Here is an 18,283-nt window from a genome sequence, read left to right as displayed (position 1 = left end):
CATAAGCCCTTTCAATTTTAAGTTACCAGTAGATATTAGAATATATGTTTTTTAATACTGTTCACTAACTCTATAATTGCTGATGCTTTCCAAACTAATCCTAAGTCAGATTCTTTATTAATTCTTCCACTATAAATTCCAATAAATTTTTTAACTGGCTCAGTATAGAAATCTAAACCCTCCGTTGTGTTTACATCTCCACTTGAACGGTATGCGATAACAGGAGAACCAGATTGTCCTTGTCTGCTTCTACAGTCAATTAAAAATAAGGGTAATTCCTTATAATTAAGTCGGGGTTCCGATGCCACAGTTCCGGTCGCCCATACAGCTGCATTACTTCCTACTTGAATTCCAAATGGGAAACCAACAACACTTACTGAGTCTGTAACACCGACCTTTATATTACTACCTTCTTCCAAAGAATATGGATATACAGCAACATTACTTAATTCTGTTAAAGGAAGGGCAACAAAATCAACTTTATGACCATAAGTTGGATGTTCAATCCATCTTGGAGTAAAGTCATCCTCCAAATACAATTTTTCGTATTTAATAATATGAGATCCAATAGAATTAATCCTATTATGATATATCTCAATTCTATTTGGTACTGCTCCGGTTTCTGGTGATAACAGTGTATTATCTTCGTTATTTTTCCCAGTAACATTGTGCCTATTTGTAATTAATAAGGGACCTATACAAGATGACACTATGAAAGCTGTTCCCGTTGAAAGGGGTATGTCGTTATAATACATTCTGATAAACAACGACATTAATGATTCTTCTGTTATTTGATTCATACTTATCATCCTCTAACATTATTTATAATATTGCAGTTTGTTAATTGATTAACAAAAATTACCACCATAAAATTTCTAAGTCACAATATTATTAATCAATACTGAAATTAAATTCTATAAATAGAAAAAGAACCGAGGGGCATTTCCCTCGATTATTCGTTAACCTCTTCTTTTCTGTTCTAGCTCCGTAAGGAATTCCTTTTTAGAGATTTTCCTAAAAGGAACATCTTTAAAACCAATAAAATTATGGACGAATTCAAGAAACGCAGCTAAGATTAAAGCCAGATAGCCATATTTTTTAATGTATTGCCAAAAATCTGATTCGGTTAAACTTTGAAGCCAATTCCAATTACCATTTATATATGCAAATTCTACACTTAAGTAAAGAGCTATTCCCAAATAAACCAATGACTTAAAAGCAAAACAATAAAGGTCTATTAGTGATATCAAAGCTAGATGTTTCTGTTTTTTTATAAGTTTACCCTCTAATTCACTTTGTTTTCGTTGTAGTTTTTGTTGTCGTTCTTCTTTTCTCCCCATTGGTAAATCCCCCCATTTAGATTTACAGTATAGCAAAAATAGCTTATTAAATGGAAGAGAAGTTTAATAAAATAAAATACCATTTTATTTCCCCATAAACTGGTAGACTATTAGAAGAACATATACTAGAAAGTAGCTAGTCTTTAACCAATATAAAATATACAGTTATCTGTTACCTTGCAGCCGCCATTTTACTAAATATTTAGACTTAGATATTTTTAACAAACCTAAGAAGAAGGAATTACTCAAAATTTTATGATACCCTAAAAATGTAAAAAGACAGCATCGATATGTACTCTTCTAAGATAGGTCATATATTACTGAACAATAAAAAACTCACCATTCTTTATTGTCGGTCAAACCATACTTCACTATATATTGTTATAAGTGATTTTATGTTTTACTTTCCACCTCTCTGGCGATTTGAGTTATGACGTTATACTTTTAAACTAAACTCCGCCCTTTAGTTTTATAAATACCACAAAACGAGCGTTAATTTATAACGTCAATGAAAAAAAGTTCTTGATCAACGCCACCATTAGTTTAATCATTCTCACGGGGTTCATTTTATTACTTTAATCTTCTTCAATAATTCAATTCTACCAATGGTTTTATATTGTTCGTTAATAAAATCATTTACATCTATTAAATATAGATACAGATTTTGAAGGAAATGCTTAAAATCACTAAAAGCAATATCAGTAACATATTTTTCATCATAAAGTTGCATATAAAAATGAAACCAATCAAAATGGAGTGGTACCGGATACCCCAGTTCGATTAAATGTTTTTCTATGTTGTCCAAATAGCGTAATTCTGGTATTGCCTCTCTTTTATCGCTATATAATTCTTCCTTTTTTTCTATTACGCTTAACTCTTCAACCACACTTAATATCGTTGGTACAAATTCAAATGGATCAAAACATTCAGGGATATTTGTAAACTCACTTTCTTCAAGCAATTCCGAGTAAAACTTTCTTATATCTGAAATGATTTCCTTATTATTAAATATAACACCGCATTCGTAATTGTTATTGCTATTGAAACTAAAATTAGCAGAACCTATGAACGCAAAATTATCCGTTATAAAGAACTTTGAATGATTAGTTGTTAGTTTGGCACATAACACAAAGTTTTTAAATATTTCTTCGACTTCCAATTTATCTTCATCAGCATAGCTCATTATTGCATACAGTAAATTCACCCTTACCCCTAAATTTGCCAGGTGTGATAGTTTTCGATAAAAACTTTTTTCGTATTGGTTAAAATTAAAATTATAAGTTGCTATATAGATGGCTTTTGTTTCTTCATTACATTTTTGCAACACATCATCCCAAAAATTCGATTCTTTAAAAAAGACCACTTTACCTTCTTGAAAAGGGATTTCTTTCTTCATATTTTTCGTCCTCCCACTTAAACTCACCAATACGTCTTCTACCTTCATAAAGCACAATCCTGCCCGTTTCTTGAAAAAGGAAAATTCGATCCGACCCCAACTATAGAATTAAAATACTGACTTACAATTGTTATCCCTCTATTACAAGAAAGCCAAGAAGGAGTATAATATTACCATAAATGATTTGCTATAGAATGATAGATATTAAGTTATAACTTTGATTACATCCTATAAAAAATAAAAATTAATAATGTCGGTGAGGAAATTATGAAATTATACAATAGGGATTACAATAATTTAACAGAAACTGAGAAGGAAGAATACGCTAAGGTATTAGAAAGAGAAAAAAGAGGCAGAGTTGGAAAAATCTTTGCTAGAAAAAATCTATCTCGGGAATATCCTAAAGCTGTTAGACATTTTAATAGTCTTTTTCCGAATAATTATTTAGACACACTCGATTTAGAAAAAAAGGAAGTAATAGAATTAAATTTAAACAAGTTTTTAACAGGATTAAACGATGGAACAATAAGAAATGAACGTGATGTTGCGAAATTTATAAAGGACGAAAATGCGTACTACATAATTGGATCAATCTTTAATTATTATGATTTTGGACACCACGTTGCTTTTTTATTTCCTGAATTTCAACTAAGCTCTAATTACAAAGTAGATTATTTATTAATAGGAAAAAATTCTGATGGATTTTCCTTTATATTCGTAGAATTAGAACACCCAGAAAAGGATATTACATTAGCTAGTGGAGAACTTGGAAATGCTTTCAGAAAGGGAATAACGCAAACAAAAGATTGGAAGAATTGGTTATATCCTAATTTCAACAACTTTTATGATACACTTAAAAAATATAAAAAAGTTGAAAAACAAATGCCTGAAGAATTTTATGTCCTCGATCCTACTAGGTTTAATTTTGTTGTTGTTGCTGGAAGAAGGGAAGACCTTAACGAAACGACTCGAAGAATCAGACGAGAACATCTCGAGGAACAAAAAATTCGGCTGCTACACTACGATAACTTAGTAGATAATACTTTAGCAATAATTGAAAGAGGAAACTATTAACAAAAAATATTAATTATAAAGCCAAAAAACCGACTGCTAAGGAAGCGACGTTTTTATACTTTAAAGAAACGAATTTTAATACTTAAATCTTTGGACTACGCTCCTTATAGTACCGTCCGAATGGTAAATGGGAATCGATCAACTAATACCTCCTTTCATTCATCAATATCTTTTTTATTAAGTTTACTTAAAATCGAAAACCAAAAAATCAAGTGAGGAGGCCCCAATAGAAATGAATAGATACAGTGTTTTCTTTGATGAGTATGGAAATACCGGTAACAATTTATCAGATATCAACCAACCTTATTATATAGTCTCTGGATGGGTTATTCCTAATGACCTAACCAATCCAATTAGGGAATCAATAACTAAATCTTTAAAGAGCTATAATCCACACTTAAAAGAACTTAAAGGAAAGAAATTATTAGAGACACGTAAAGGAAGACAGTTTCTATGTCAATTAATGATGCAAATGTTAGACATTGGTTGTATTCCTATTTTATCTATAAATCATAAGGACTTTGTAGCTGCCGCAAAATTGAGTTATTTACTTGATGACTGCATTGATCCTGCTGTCCTACATAGTTATAATTTAATGGTAAGTGCAGAAAGTAGAAATAAATTTGCACATTTACTATTAGAGATGTGTCCTAAAGAAGTTGGTAAATTTGCTAATCTCCTTCGAAATCCTGAATTAGAAACACTGAGAGAGTTATTCAATGAGATATATTTGAATCTCTCTAAAAGAAGGTTGAAATATGCCTCATTATTTAATCAAGATCTTATAGATTTTACCGAAGCCATTTGGAGTTTACAAAACGATTTAAACTCTCAACCCCGAAAAGCGGCATCCGCTATAAATCTACCTTGCTTTACATCTCTGTTGTCCCTATTAGAAGACTTCGGTAGAAAAAACGACCTGAATATTGATGTTTATCACGATGAAGTAGTTCAATTCAGGGAAGCTTACAAAAATTACTCGGAATATATGAGCAACGGAACTGATTTTCACTTCACATTAGATAATGGGTTTACAGCTTGGTATGATTTAAAACATACTACTTATAAAGGAATGAAGAAGTCAATCGAGGACCCTTTAATACAAATCGCGGACCTTCTTTGTTCTACTTTGCAAGCATTAATTGTAAACGAAGAAGATATTGAATCAACAAAGGATTTAGCAATAGTAGGGTTTATTGCTATGTCCTACTCAATCAATTACAATACACTTCATTTTATGATGAAAGATGAGAGACTAAAAAAGTTAACTCAATATTGGAAACAGGTTGCTGAGGAACAATTTATTAATAGGTAACCTGACTTATGTATTGGACAATCAAAACTAAATTTTGCAAAATAAAGACCCCTGCCTATTAGGTAGGAGTCTTTTTCAGTAAAAAAGCCTGGCACAGCCATCAACAACACAGTCTCTCAATTTCCTCTTAAAAACCTGTGTTTCCTTTCGTCTTCTGCAAATTCCTTTATTTGTTCTATTTTAGTTGCTACGTATTTTTTTATAGGTATTAACTTAATCCCTAAGTCAATTTGATTAATTATTTCTAAGACTTGTCTCCAATCCGCAGCCTCTAAATCGCTAAATAACTGATCTGCATTGAAGCTTCTACTTCTTTTTAGCCACCATATCTTAGAGAATACTTTCAAGTCTTGATTATAATTAATAAAATTTTTCACTACATCATTGAACCATTCATTTCTAGTATTATGAATTATATCCAAAATCACATTCATCTTTTTAATGTTTTGATGATTCTTCTTTACATACTCCAAAATAAATTTTCTAGCCCGTTCAAAGTTTTGACTATCTATATTAACAAAGAATATATTACAAAAATGCTCAGCAATACCAAAGTAAAGTTCTTTATCTAAAGTGAAATCAAAAACCTTTTCTAAGGGATTCTCTATATTTTCTATATCCCAAATAAACCCTAATCCATTTCGTTTTTTGAATTTCCTATCCTCTTCGGAATAAAGTTTGTCAGTAAGTTCAAGTAAATAGTCTGGGTCTCTACTCAAGATATACTTCAATATTTTACCCTTATAATCAAAATAGGAGTCCAATAAAAATTGTTGGATATACATTTCCATTATGGTTTCAATATTATTAATAGAGTCCAGATATGAGAGCAGAGAATCGTCTCTACATTCAATTCGTACTTTATTAAGTCTTGCTCTATTCTCTATAGTTATTGTCTCTAATAGTTCTTTATAAAAATTTTCTTTTATATTTTGTAGATGTGATAAATTTCCTAAATAAATATATACAGTTTCATCTATATTCTTTATTAATTCAATAAATTGATTAACTAGTTTTGTTTCCAGATATGCCGGGTCTATGTTTTCATAAAAGACAAGCACCCATCTTAATCTGCAAGTGAATGACCTTTTTTCTAGTAGATTGAGAAATTCTTTTACTTGATTCGATTTATTTAAGTGATTTTTAAACACTAGGAAAGGAACATAATTTAAATCACTATTTTTTTCAATTATTAACTCGAGCAGTGTGTTTCCAATTTGATAATTGTGATTGAAATTTTCATCAACAACAATATCCAACACCTTATTTTGATTCCAAGTATTCTTTATAAAACCAATTAGGTACAGATAATTTTCAAAGAAATTCGATACTTCTTCTGTAGATTGCAACAAGAAGGATTTCCGTATTTCTTGTTCCTTTAAATCCTCGTACTTTTTAAAATCATCAAAATCATAAATATCTTTATCACGAATTCTATCCCAATCTATCCTTAAATACATCTCATAAAGTTCATTTCTATATTTAGCTTTAAGTGTATCCATCTTAGAATCTGTTATTGAATTCCTGTTTAAGAACCTTAAATACTTTTGTACAAATAAACAATGTTCAAAAACTCCTGGATCTAAATGCTTCTCAATTAAGATTAGGATATATCCTTTATCAAAAGAAACAATATCTTTATTCTCCGTATACTCTTCACAATAAGATAATAATAAATCTAAACTCATTATATTATTTTTATCGAAATGACTAATTACAGTATCCCATATATGTTTTCTAAACGATTGCAATTTTTCTATATTAGATAATTCATATTTATAAAATGTGATTTTATCCCCTCTTGTAGCTTTAACAACTTCAAAAGTAAATTTCAGAAAAGTTTTAGCTAATTCATAAAATGCTACAGAATATAAAGTATCTCCTTTCTTTACTCCATTTATTAATAACTCGAACAATGTTAGCTGTCTGTAATAACCATAACGTTCATCTTCCATTTCAAATGAAAAGGTTTCACGAAATTTGTGTATTAACTCCGGTAAATGATGAGGTTGTCTTCTAACGAATTCTAAACTTAGTTCAATGCTACTTTTTAATTCCATTGGGATAAATTTAAAATAATTCCCCATTAACTCAATTACTTCATTTTTATTATAAGCAAATTGATTTTGATCATAAGATGTATTGTATTCTTGAACATTTACATCGGGCAATGCCATTATTTTTTCAAATAAATATTCTAATGCTTCATTTTGTAAATAAAACCAAAAAACCTTTAAGAATTCTAAACTTTGCTCAGGGCTCACTTTACTATTTAAATAATTTATAAGTGATGGCCTTACTTTCTCCATTACTTTTTCTGCTCCAAACGAATTGTTCGCAGCAATTACACAATCTTTAAATCGTTCTGCATTTGTTGCAAAAAATTTTTCAAGCAAGAGTTTAAAAGATAAATAATCTTTATCAATAAAAGCCAAGTAAAAAAAGTAATTTGATATATTTTGTTCAGGTACCTTCACATAGTCATACTTTATTTCTACCAATTCCCACTTTTCAAGTTTTTCTATCGTTTCTACTAATTCATAATAATTAATGTCAAATACATTTATTATTGGCTCAAGTAATTGTCTATTTTTATAAGGGAGCGTATGGAAAAACGAAATTACCCCTAAACACTGGATAGTAATTTTATCATCTATATTTATTTTATCGTTAATAAAAGTTGTAAAGTATTTCTCAAAAAGCTCAGAAACATTATACAGTACAGACAAATCCTGTTTTTCAATTGCTAATAATGCCGACATTATAGCTAATCTAGGATTACCATCTGCTATTGCTATTATTTCATTCTGATATCCCTCGTTAAAAACTTTAAATGGTTCAGCTTTTATGATATCTACTATGTGTTCATCCTTAAGTTTTTCAATATCCAATACCGTTTTCGATAAGTTACTGCATAAATTTTTTATTTCATTCAAAGCATAATCTCTTACAGTAATAACTATTTTTAATTTACCTTTTCTATCAGTCTTATAAAAGCCTAATATTTGATTAAAAGCATCTATCCTATTAGCATCATCAACAAATAAAATATAATCTTTATTAGGATTAAAATAATCATATAAGTCTTGTAATAAATCGGAATTTTTATAAGAAATACAGTAGGCTTCGTAGTTTGTATACTCTATTAGTAATTCTCTTATTGTTTCTATGGCTAATTTAGTTTTCCCCACTCCTGCGGCACCGTTTAATATCACAAAATCAGATGTATGTATTGTATTTTTCAACTCATTCTTTTCTTTTTCTCTATGTAAAAAAGAATTATCTAACGGTGTTGCTATACCATTTGAAGCTTTATTATATTCTTTAATAAATGATTCAAGGGAAACAATCTGGCCAGTATCAAATGCCAGATCTAGATATTGATGGACTAAATCACGATGTTGTAAGTGTAATTCCAGAGCAAGTAAATCCAGAGTAATCAATGTTAATGTAATATCTTTGGCTTCTATTAAAGAATTTAATTGATTTACGTTATCACTTTTTAAGTTAAAATTCATACACAATACAATTTCTTTAATACTTTCTATGGCAATACCAGTTTTCTCTTGTTCAAGACACTTTTCAATATCCTCTTTTAATTTTTTTACCCCTGCTGAAATATTTGTAGAATATTCAACAAATATATATTTACCATCGGTAATAAAAAATGAATCGGGGTCCCCTTAGTAGTCTTTTGTTTGCCTGTTTGACTTCCTGTTCTTGCAAAAGATGCATAATTTGAATTACGTAAAATTAAATAGCTATCACATAACTCTTGAAAAACTGTTTCATTTATTTCCATCAATCTATTTTCAATCGCTTGAAGTCTACTCATTTTTTGATTTTCCTTTCTGATTTTAAGAAAATTTATGATTTCAAAATGACAATTGTTTAGTCATATTATACAATTTTGGAAGTAAGCGTAGAGACCTAAAGAAAAACAATTCTTATAGACCAAATTAAGTAAAAAAATCCTTATCGTTCAAAAAGGATAAAGCTTTACTATTTAGTTCAAATTCAAATTTCACTACAAAAGCCCCCTTCAATAAGGACCTGATATGTGGTGGTGAAGCCCAGAATTCACCCTCACTATAGAGGAAGAATTCGACATAAAAAACTCCTGTTTTGCGTTTGGAGCCGCCGTATTTTGTAGTACCAGCAAGTGCATCATCGCACTTCTGAGTCGCCCAGGTCTCGCTTTACCAACCTTTTCACCACAACCCACCTTGCATATTGCAACGAGCACGGGATATTTGAAATCTAATAACTAAAATGGATCTCGTTATTAAGGACAATCTGGGGATTTAATTCCCTTCTAACGGGATGACTTCACGATGGTAATTCGTGAGCGAGGTTGACGGGAAACTCTAATAATTTTTTTACGTCTTTTTTGCATTATCTAATCGCCTACCGATAGATGAATGAGCACACTGCCAGTAATATTAAAATATTTCTTGGATGTCGAATAACCATAAACAAAGGATTTTTGATAATGATTTCGCATCCTAATGTTATTTATTAAAAAATTAATTATATCCTTGTGGCATTATGTAATTAAAAAAGTAAATTAAGAGTTATTTTTAATTCTTTGAAAGTTTGATAAATATAATTAAGCCACCCTTGCCTGGTAAGCATATAAAGGTAGCTTCTGTTCATCGGTAACACACCAATGGACTTTTCAGTAGTCAAATATTAACGTCTTTTAGTTTGTCTATATTCAATTTAAATTTTAAATTTTAATTCTCATCTAATATATAATATAAAAGCTAAAAGCTATTTCCTCATTAAATTCACATAGGCTCCAAAGTTATCAATTTCTTTAACCTCGGTATCTTCAACCATACTATCAGCAACTATAGGTAAAAACTTTTCTCTTAATTGTTTCATCGCAACAGATTTCCTTTGGCTTTTAGTGCTGAGATTTTTAGCTTCGATCACCTCTAAATACTTCTTTTTGTTTTTTGGAGTTAGGATTAAGCCATCTAATTCACAGACAGCTTTCTTATTACTATCTATAAATCTTAATGATCCTGCATAAACTATCGTTAGCCCTTTATAGTTAATATTACTTACTCTATGTCTTAGAGCAGTCAACTCGTGTAAGCCATCCTTATCATCAGGAAAGATTTTTTTAAAATCTCCTATATATAAATCTAATTTACTTAAAGCCTTCTTGCTTCCTATTTCTAGGATAAATGGACATAATTTATTTGAGTAATTGTACTCACAGAAATAATCATTCTTTAATATGTTTCTAAATAAAAATGTAATTATCTTTTTAGTGACTACATCTATCAATGGTCCATTATTAACTTCTTTTAAAGCAAAATGTTTATACTCTAAATAATCATCTACCCCTTGTGATAGTATGCTTAGACATTTATTTAATAGTTTTTTTCCACTCAATGTTTTGTTTAGTGAATAAACTGTTCTATATTTTTCAAAGCTTGGAGAAAAGTTATAACCTAAATAGACATCTGTTCCCAATTTTTTTAATATCTCCATTTCCCTTTTAAAGACATCTACTGGGAAACCTCTCCTTTCTTTTATTCTAAATGTTAGGCTTAAATTTTTTTCTTTATTCCACGGTATTTCATTTTCAATAATATTTGATTCCTCATATAATGGAGATTCTTCAATATTTAATATTAATTTGTTTATTTTTGCTACTTCTCTTAAATCTTCATTACTACTTAAAAAATCATTCAACTTGTTATAAATATCTATACTTCTATATGTACCTACTAACAAAGCGTTATTTTCCAGATATAAAGTATCTTCTAATAATTCGCTAATACGCTCTAAAGTGCCAAATAGATTCGAATTATTTTTTAGAATTTCGTCTATAAACAAACTATGATTAAATAAAACATTTTGTAAGCTAATTTCAATTGGTATATATGAAAAATGGCTATCAAGAACTATATATGAAACTTTTCTAATTTTGTTGTAGAGATCCATCCATTTATCATTTTCGTGATACAAAATATTTTTTACAATCTTTTCGCATATAACTCTATAGTCTTGTAACTCACTTGTCCTACTCAACATATATAATGCATTTAACCATTGTATATGTTGATAATCTAAATCTTCTAGCAGTTTATCAAGCAGTTTTTTCCCTTCACTACTTAATCCTTTTTTTAACCCATTTTTTACTCCATAATGATTCTCTAGAATATAATGGAACCATACTTTATTACTCGAAAATGTATCCTTAAAATGCCCCATATTAGCAAATAGAACTATAAGTTCGATAACTTCAGCAGCTGTTATTTTTTCTTCATATTTTAATTCTTTATCTAAATCCCAAGATTTAAAATTAAATTTAGATCCTAAACCTATCTCACTGTTTTTCTGAACAAAATTTATTAGCATATATTGCAATAATACATATTCGTATCTTGTATAATGTGCTCCGTTATGAATATATCTAATTGCCCCTAATTGGTTAGTATCTCTCAATTTTCTCTCAAGATTAAGATTTTTATTTTGGTAAAGACCTTTAGGAAAATTATATATAATAGGAGTAATTATACCTATACCATTAATATTGTATTCCAATTTCACCGAACTATTTTGCATTATAACTACCTCCACCTAAACTAGCCACTACTAAGTCTATCAAACTAGAATAATAGTTCCCTAATGAAAAACCTTTTAAAATATAATTTTACTATAGATCTTATTTTACACCATTATAAGGAAAAATATTGAAATGGTTTACAAAAAGAAATACAAGGTCATTTACTTTTATTTATTTGTTTGTTGATACACCTTTTTCACACTTGCTTCCCGGAAACTTTTCATTATCGAAAAAAAGACCCTAGCTTTAAAAGCTGGATCTCTTGAGCATATTTCAATATTCTTTTTCTTACGCCCCTTCATACTCCTCAACATTACGATTAATGGTATCAATAACTTTTATAATCCTTCTAACATCATCTATATTATCTCTAAACAATTCAGTTACGCTCCCCAATGATCGGAATGGGTCTTCTTGTAATACTTTCTTTTCAAGAGTCCCATTTTTAACAACATAATCAATGATAAGTTTAACGAATCGCAACTGATTAACATTCAACTTTTCTTCATTCAAGAACTCTGAAAATGCTTCATTAGCTGCCTGTTGATCAAGACCAACTATTTGTCTTACTAGTTTTGTGATAGGTGTATCGCCAAATTCCTTTTTATAATCTTCCTGTGAACCAAGTTCTCCCCAAAGGATTCCTTCAAGCGTTTGCACGTCCTGTTTTGTTAACGGTTTGTTTTGACGCAACTTGTAAATCGCTGTCTGATCTTGGTGTTCTTTTAAATATTGATTAACCTTCTTACGATAATTTTGCAAATCATTTGAACCATAAAAAGGAGTGTCACCTTCACCAATCAAAGTGAAGTTATCCTTAAAGTTCGTGTAATAATCTTTTTGACTTTCTTTTTCTAAGAATTTAACCAACTCCCGTATTGCTTCACGTACTTCTTCAAGTTCAAAAATATTGGCTTCTTCCCAAAAAACATCTGTCTGTACCTTTAACAGAATGTCTCTTTTGACATTAACTTGAGGGATTGTACTTAGCTTTGATAGCTCCTCGGCTGTCTGAACTACACTTTTTATAGGTCTAGTTGCATTCTTTACAGTAAGTTTAGCAAGTTCTATGGAATACATTACGCTATCAAACCGCTTTGCTAGTTCATCATCTATTATTGAAATAATCAATGGTGAGATATGCTCCTGAATTTCACTTACATTCGTTACGCTAAGAGCTTGCCAATTCTCCCGGTTTTTATATTTGTGAACATACTGTAGATGCATTCTTACTTGGAAGTTTTCATCATTAAGTCGACTAATCTCTTGATACACATCTTCAACTAATCTTGACGGTGTCGAATATAAGGTTCCTCTTGAAAATCGAGTGCCTGAAGTTCTTTAATAATATCTACCTTCAAATTAAAGATTCGTTCAGTTAAACCAACTGAGACTTTCCCTTCGATTCCTTTTTGATTTTCTCTAAAAAACTCAAAGTTTCTTAAATAATCAAAAATTAAAAAGTACTCTTTATCCTCACCCACTCCAAAAAGATTTTCACATAGCCGAGTACCTCGGCCAATCATCTGCCAAAACTTTGATTTTGAGCGAACCTTTTTGAAAAATACCAAGTTTACTACTTCTGGAATATCTACTCCGGTATCTAACATATCAACGGATACTGCAATCTGCGGAAACTTATCTTTAGTTGAAAAATCATCAATAAGAGTTTGTACGTAATCAACTTTATAGTCAATTTGAGCAGCAAACTTTCCATTGTATTGGGGATATATATGGTTAAACCGTTCAACAATACGTTTAGCGTGCTTGGAATTATTAGCAAAGATAATAGTCTTACCAAGCTTATCTCCACCCTCAACCTTAATTCCTTTCTCCATTAGGTCATTCAATACTTGGTCGATGGTATTGTCATTAAACAACCACTGGTTAACAGCGGAGTTACTTATCTCTTCGCCTTCTTCTTCATCAAAGGTATCTTCAAATTGTTCTTTCTCTTCATCAGATAATTCATCATAGCGGAGACCGTCATCTAAGATTTTTGAAGAAGCTTCAAATGTTCGATACTCAACTAAATAACCATCTTTTACTGCTTGTTCCAGTTCGTATGCATAAGTAGGAGCACCAGTCTCTAAGCCGAAAATATCGTAAGTATTTTTATCAATTTCATCTTTTGGAGTGGCTGTTAATCCTAATAAGATTCCATCAAAATATTCAAAGATTGCCCGGTATTTTTTATATATACTCCGGTGACTTTCATCAACAATTATTAAATCGAAATGCCCAACCGTAAAAAGCTTATTACCGTCTTTTCGTTTAGTATCATCTATCGCATTCATCATTGTTGGATATGTAGAAAATACCATACGGCTTAATTCCGGGTTATCTTTGTTATCAAGCAAGTTACATAGAGTCATACTTGGAAGAAGATTGTTAAAGTTTTTCTTTGCTTGTAGGACAAGAGCAGTTCTGTCCGCTAAAAACAATACGTTTTTTACCCAGTTATGTCTTACCAAAACATCAACTAAAGATACAGCGGTTCTTGTTTTTCCGCTTCCAGTAGCCATAACCAAGAGTGTTTTTCGTTGTTTTGATTGTATAGCTTCACAGACAGCAAGGATTGCTTCTTTTTGATAATAACGGTTGGAGATATCCTCTTTAATTACAATATCCACCAATGGTCTTTGAATTGTGCGACGATCAATTAAAAGTTGAAGATCTGACTTAGTATAAAATCCAGATACTTTCCGTTCAGGGTAATTCACATCATCCCAAAGGCGGATATCAAATCCATTTGTGTAAAAGATTATCGGTCTTTGACCGTGCATTTGTTCAATGCAATCAGCATATAACTTTGCTTGCTGCTTTCCTTTGTTAGCATCATATGAAGTTTTCTTCGCCTCAACCACAGCAATTGGTTTACCGTTATCTCCAAGTAAAACATAATCCACAAATCCTGTGTTTTGACTGTTTGGCATACCAGAAACTTGATACTCTTCAATTACGTTTTTTCCAAACTCCCAACCTGCTAATTTAAGTTCTAAATCAATGTAGATCTTTCTGGTTTGGAGTTCAGAAATTTCGTCTACTTGGAAATTGTATTGTTCGGTGTTCTCAATACGTTTATCAGTTAAGACCTTACGTAGTTCCTCATTTTCACGCATCAAATCTTCAAGCTTTCGGTCTTTGGAACTCAACTTTTCATATAGTTCTTTATATTCTTCAGGTCTTCTTCTTGGCTCGTCTCCAGTTAAAAGAAGCTCTTCTTTGAACCCTGACTCTGAATAATTATCCGAATAACAATAATCTAACCAATCAATAAATTGATGAAGGTTATGTAGTGCTAGTACAGCCTCATCCCTTGTAATGGAAGAATTAGTATGAACCGCCACATTGCCTAGCTTAATGATGTATTTCATTAAAGGAAAAAGATCTTCATCTATAATTGACTTAAAAGTTGGTTCGTGAATCAAGCTAGATAAATTATCTTGATATGGTACCTTTAACTCACTATCTGAAGCATATAGCCATTTAACTGCTAATTCCAACGCACGCCGTGTTAAAATTGCACAAGTAGCAGGACTTACTTGGAGACTTTTCTCTGCCTCCAAGCAAGCATTTGAAAAACTATTAAATTGAGATTTATCACGAAGATACTCAAAATTGCTTAACAAAAATAGTCCCCCCTTGCTTAATAAAATTTACAAAAAAGTGTTAGACACTAAATAATTCCCCTTTAAAAGCCCTTTGTTTAATGGAGTTTAGATTATTCTCAAGGCCTAATAATCCATTGATTAATAATTGCTTCTGATTTTCAATATTTATTATTATGTTTGAAAACTGTTCTTGTAATTCTAGTGGTGGAACAATTATCTCTAGTCCTAATAAATTTTTCTTTGATATATTAGGCATTGACCCAGAACTTCCCTCAGCTAAAGAAGATACTTTACGTTTAAAAGTATTATTATTTAGTAATCTCCATAGAAAAATAGGGTTAATTGGATTTTCAGATTCCTTAAAGACTAGTCTAAAAACGGTATCAGGTATCATTAGATTAGGTGGAGTATCAAAAACATACGAGCAAGCACCGACTAACTCTTTAGTATTTTTTCTTGTAATTAATAAATCACCTTTTTTAACTTCCAACACTTTTTTTAATGGTGTATCTGAATATAGGGCTTTATTTTCCTTGTATTGATAGACTCCTTTGGTTACTGCACTTAATTTCAGTACCCCTTTTTCTCCTTCTATTGCTGGAAACGATTCACTTTTAGGACTCCATCCACTTTCAATTTTCTCCAGATATTCACCTAAAGGTCTAATACTCCATTTGTTATTCAGAATTGGGTTACCAAACATTTCAGTAAACACACTTTGAGCAAGATTTGATAATGAATCAATTTGTTCAATTCGAAAGTTTATTAATGATTGAGCTTTTTCAATAACCTCTACAATTTTTTCTTGAATTTCTTTTGGTGGAAGAGGAATTTTAATATCTTCTAATACCTGTCTAGAGATATGTGGAATAGTTGCCCCAGTGCAATTATCACGTAAAAATTGTGCCTTTGTTTTTAAAAATATAGCAACATAATGTGTATTAATGTCTACTACCTTACTTTTTAGTACCGCAAGTGTGCTTCCTATCGCTCCTTCAAGGTTATATCCAATAGTACCTGCGTTTGCCCCATCCCAAGCGATAATTACATCATTTTTTGTTGCGTAGACATAATTCTTTTCAGGAAGACAATATTTTATATTTTTATCATTTCGTAAGTCATCAATTTGAATATAACGAATACTCTCTAAAGTTTTTAATTGTATCTGTTCTACTTTTTTTCCCTTTTTTATATCAAACAACTGCTTTAAAGTTATCTCTTTCATATTAATTACTTCCTTCAATCAAGCCTTTTAGTTCTATCAACCCATCTTTAATCTCTTCCTCTAAACTAATTATATTTTTAATAATATCACTTGGTTTTTCATACTCTAACTCTTCATATTCAATTTCTTTATATTTGTTTATTGATAGGTCATATTCTTTTTCTATAATTTCATTAACGGGTACAAAGAAGGATTGCTCGGTCCGTTTTCTGTCTTTATCAGCTTTTATGTTATTAAATCTTTCAAGAATATCAGGAATATCATTTGCTTCTATAGGATTTCTCTTATCGTCTAAGGAGTATCCATCTGCTTTCATTTCATAGAACCAAACATTGTCAGTACCACCAGCACCAGTTTTTGTAAAAATCATTATAGCAGTTGAAACTCCAGCATAAGGTTTAAATACACCCGATGGCATTGAAATAATTGCTTCTAATTTGTGATTATCAACTATTTCTTTTCGAATAGATTTATGTGCATTAGAACTACCAAAGAGAACACCGTCTGGAACAATAACAGCAGCCCTTCCACCTTTTTTTAGCAATCTGATAAACAATGCTAGAAATAATAACTCAGTTTTCTTTGTTTTAGTTATTTTTAAAAGGTCATCAGATACAGATTCATAATCCAAAGAGCCTTTAAAAGGTGGATTTGCCAGAACAAGTGTGTACTGCTCAGTATCCTTATTCTGCTCGGACAAACTATCACGGTAAGCTATATTAGGATTATCCACCCCGTGAAGCATCATATTCATTGCACCGATCCGGAGCATCGTTCCATCCATTTCAAATCCGTGGAACATTTTCTGGTTAAAATGTTCTTTCAAACTCTGAACTAAGAACATATCACTGTGATTTTCTTTTAAATACTCTCCAGCGGAAACAAGAAATCCTGCTGAACCAGCTGCCGGATCCACTATAATATCTTCAGGTGTTGGCTTCATCAATTTAACAATCATATCAATAATATGACGGGGGGTTCTAAATTGACCATTTGTACCAGCAGTAGAAAGTTTGGAAAGTAAATACTCATATAAATCACCTAAAGTATCCTTTTTACCATCTGTATTACTGGCTTGCATTAGTCCATTTATTCCTGCAACTACTCTTGCTAAGAGCGATGGTGTAGGAATTACGAAAATAGCATCCTTCATAAACTTAGAGTAAATAGATCCTTTCCCACCCAAATCTTTAATAAATGGAAAAACTTCCTGTGATACTACTTTAAACATTTCGTCCGGTCCCATATTTGAAAAGATTGACCAACGTAGCTGAGGCTTATCTTGTGGGAAGATACCTTCGTGTTCTATCCCTAAAAGTTCTGCATCCATTTCTTTTTTCTTCTCGTTATCATCTAGGCCTTTGATATACAACAAATATGTAAACTGCTCAATAACAGTTAAAGGATTTGTTATTCCACCTGTCCAGAATGTCTCCCAGACTTTATCTACTTTATTCTTCAATTCTCCCGTAATCATTGTTACACCTCATAAATTAAAAATCATAAATACATATGTAAGTCCTATTATACTATATCTCCACTTGGAAATATAATGGAAACCATCCAATCAGAGTATGTACGAATAGTACTTTTTACCTAAAATGAATTTTTTCTCCAAAACCTTGGTTTTTAAAAAAATTAAAGAATATAATCCGTTTGAAAATTTTAAAGCAAGAAATTTGGAAGTAATTTAACCGATAATTTAACACTTACATACAAGAATCAGTATTGAG

Annotated in this window: 10 protein-coding genes and 1 pseudogene; 2 read left to right on the top strand and 9 right to left on the bottom strand. The window is 30.8% G+C overall.

The window, feature by feature from the left end:
- Window positions 1-35 precede the first annotated feature (35 nt).
- The 3 genes from ACWNMZ_RS22480 to ACWNMZ_RS22470 form a co-directional block, all read right to left on the bottom strand.
- Window positions 36-800 (bottom strand): trypsin-like peptidase domain-containing protein, encoded by a 765-nt coding sequence (locus ACWNMZ_RS22480; protein WP_251627807.1) that lies wholly within the window; start codon window positions 798-800, stop codon window positions 36-38.
- 159 nt (window positions 801-959) lie between these two features.
- Window positions 960-1,340, bottom strand: a complete 381-nt coding sequence (locus ACWNMZ_RS22475) for a hypothetical protein (RefSeq protein WP_197249179.1) — start codon at window positions 1,338-1,340, stop codon at window positions 960-962.
- Window positions 1,341-1,902: 562 nt separating this feature from the next.
- Window positions 1,903-2,736 carry a phospholipase D-like domain-containing protein gene (locus ACWNMZ_RS22470; RefSeq protein WP_241746649.1) on the bottom strand — a complete coding sequence of 278 codons (834 nt, stop codon included), beginning with the start codon at window positions 2,734-2,736 and terminating at the stop codon, window positions 1,903-1,905.
- A 267-nt stretch (window positions 2,737-3,003) separates the two neighbouring features.
- Here ACWNMZ_RS22470 and ACWNMZ_RS22465 point away from each other — a divergent pair, with 267 nt between their 5' ends.
- Window positions 3,004-3,810: a Shedu anti-phage system protein SduA domain-containing protein gene (locus ACWNMZ_RS22465; RefSeq protein WP_197249181.1), complete on the top strand. Its 807-nt coding sequence runs from the start codon at window positions 3,004-3,006 to the stop codon at window positions 3,808-3,810.
- A 232-nt stretch (window positions 3,811-4,042) separates the two neighbouring features.
- On the top strand, window positions 4,043-5,125 hold the full coding sequence (locus tag ACWNMZ_RS22460; RefSeq protein ID WP_197249182.1) for a DUF3800 domain-containing protein: 1,083 nt from the start codon (window positions 4,043-4,045) through the stop codon (window positions 5,123-5,125).
- A gap of 116 nt (window positions 5,126-5,241) precedes the next feature.
- Here ACWNMZ_RS22460 and ACWNMZ_RS22455 read toward each other — a convergent pair whose 3' ends face one another.
- The 6 genes and pseudogenes from ACWNMZ_RS22455 to ACWNMZ_RS22430 form a co-directional block, all read right to left on the bottom strand.
- Window positions 5,242-8,643, bottom strand: a complete 3,402-nt coding sequence (locus ACWNMZ_RS22455; RefSeq protein WP_449598901.1) for an nSTAND3 domain-containing NTPase — start codon at window positions 8,641-8,643, stop codon at window positions 5,242-5,244.
- Window positions 8,644-8,729: 86 nt separating this feature from the next.
- Window positions 8,730-8,960, bottom strand: a complete 231-nt coding sequence (locus ACWNMZ_RS22450; RefSeq protein ID WP_449598900.1) for a hypothetical protein — start codon at window positions 8,958-8,960, stop codon at window positions 8,730-8,732.
- A gap of 938 nt (window positions 8,961-9,898) precedes the next feature.
- Window positions 9,899-11,710, bottom strand: a complete 1,812-nt coding sequence (locus ACWNMZ_RS22445; protein WP_251627810.1) for a hypothetical protein — start codon at window positions 11,708-11,710, stop codon at window positions 9,899-9,901.
- 289 nt (window positions 11,711-11,999) lie between these two features.
- A pseudogene (locus tag ACWNMZ_RS22440) lies at window positions 12,000-15,343 on the bottom strand (DEAD/DEAH box helicase family protein).
- Window positions 15,344-15,383: 40 nt separating this feature from the next.
- The gene (locus ACWNMZ_RS22435) at window positions 15,384-16,568 is read right to left on the bottom strand and encodes a restriction endonuclease subunit S (RefSeq protein ID WP_251627811.1); all 1,185 of its coding nucleotides are present in this window, start codon (window positions 16,566-16,568) and stop codon (window positions 15,384-15,386) included.
- Window positions 16,552-18,027 carry a type I restriction-modification system subunit M gene (locus tag ACWNMZ_RS22430; protein ID WP_251627812.1) on the bottom strand — a complete coding sequence of 492 codons (1,476 nt, stop codon included), beginning with the start codon at window positions 18,025-18,027 and terminating at the stop codon, window positions 16,552-16,554. The genes ACWNMZ_RS22435 and ACWNMZ_RS22430 overlap by 17 nt, the downstream gene beginning before the upstream one ends.
- Window positions 18,028-18,283: the final 256 nt, after the last annotated feature.

It is taken from the genome of Niallia sp. Marseille-Q9988, from assembly GCF_976954375.1.
The sequence above is the reverse complement of the archived record's forward strand: the minus strand, read 5'-3'. Positions and strand labels throughout refer to the sequence as shown.

Excerpts from the sequence above, each read along its gene's own strand:
- ACWNMZ_RS22480 (WP_251627807.1), bottom strand. The coding sequence starts at position 800 with ATGAATCAAATAACAGAAGAATCATTAATGTCGTTGTTTATCAGAATG.
- ACWNMZ_RS22475 (WP_197249179.1), bottom strand. The coding sequence starts at position 1,340 with ATGGGGAGAAAAGAAGAACGACAACAAAAACTACAACGAAAACAAAGT.
- ACWNMZ_RS22470 (WP_241746649.1), bottom strand. The coding sequence starts at position 2,736 with ATGAAGAAAGAAATCCCTTTTCAAGAAGGTAAAGTGGTCTTTTTTAAA.
- ACWNMZ_RS22465 (WP_197249181.1), top strand. The coding sequence starts at position 3,004 with ATGAAATTATACAATAGGGATTACAATAATTTAACAGAAACTGAGAAG.
- ACWNMZ_RS22460 (WP_197249182.1), top strand. The coding sequence starts at position 4,043 with ATGAATAGATACAGTGTTTTCTTTGATGAGTATGGAAATACCGGTAAC.
- ACWNMZ_RS22455 (WP_449598901.1), bottom strand. The coding sequence starts at position 8,643 with ATGAATTTTAACTTAAAAAGTGATAACGTAAATCAATTAAATTCTTTA.
- ACWNMZ_RS22450 (WP_449598900.1), bottom strand. The coding sequence starts at position 8,960 with ATGAGTAGACTTCAAGCGATTGAAAATAGATTGATGGAAATAAATGAA.
- ACWNMZ_RS22445 (WP_251627810.1), bottom strand. The coding sequence starts at position 11,710 with ATGCAAAATAGTTCGGTGAAATTGGAATACAATATTAATGGTATAGGT.
- ACWNMZ_RS22430 (WP_251627812.1), bottom strand. The coding sequence starts at position 18,027 with ATGATTACGGGAGAATTGAAGAATAAAGTAGATAAAGTCTGGGAGACA.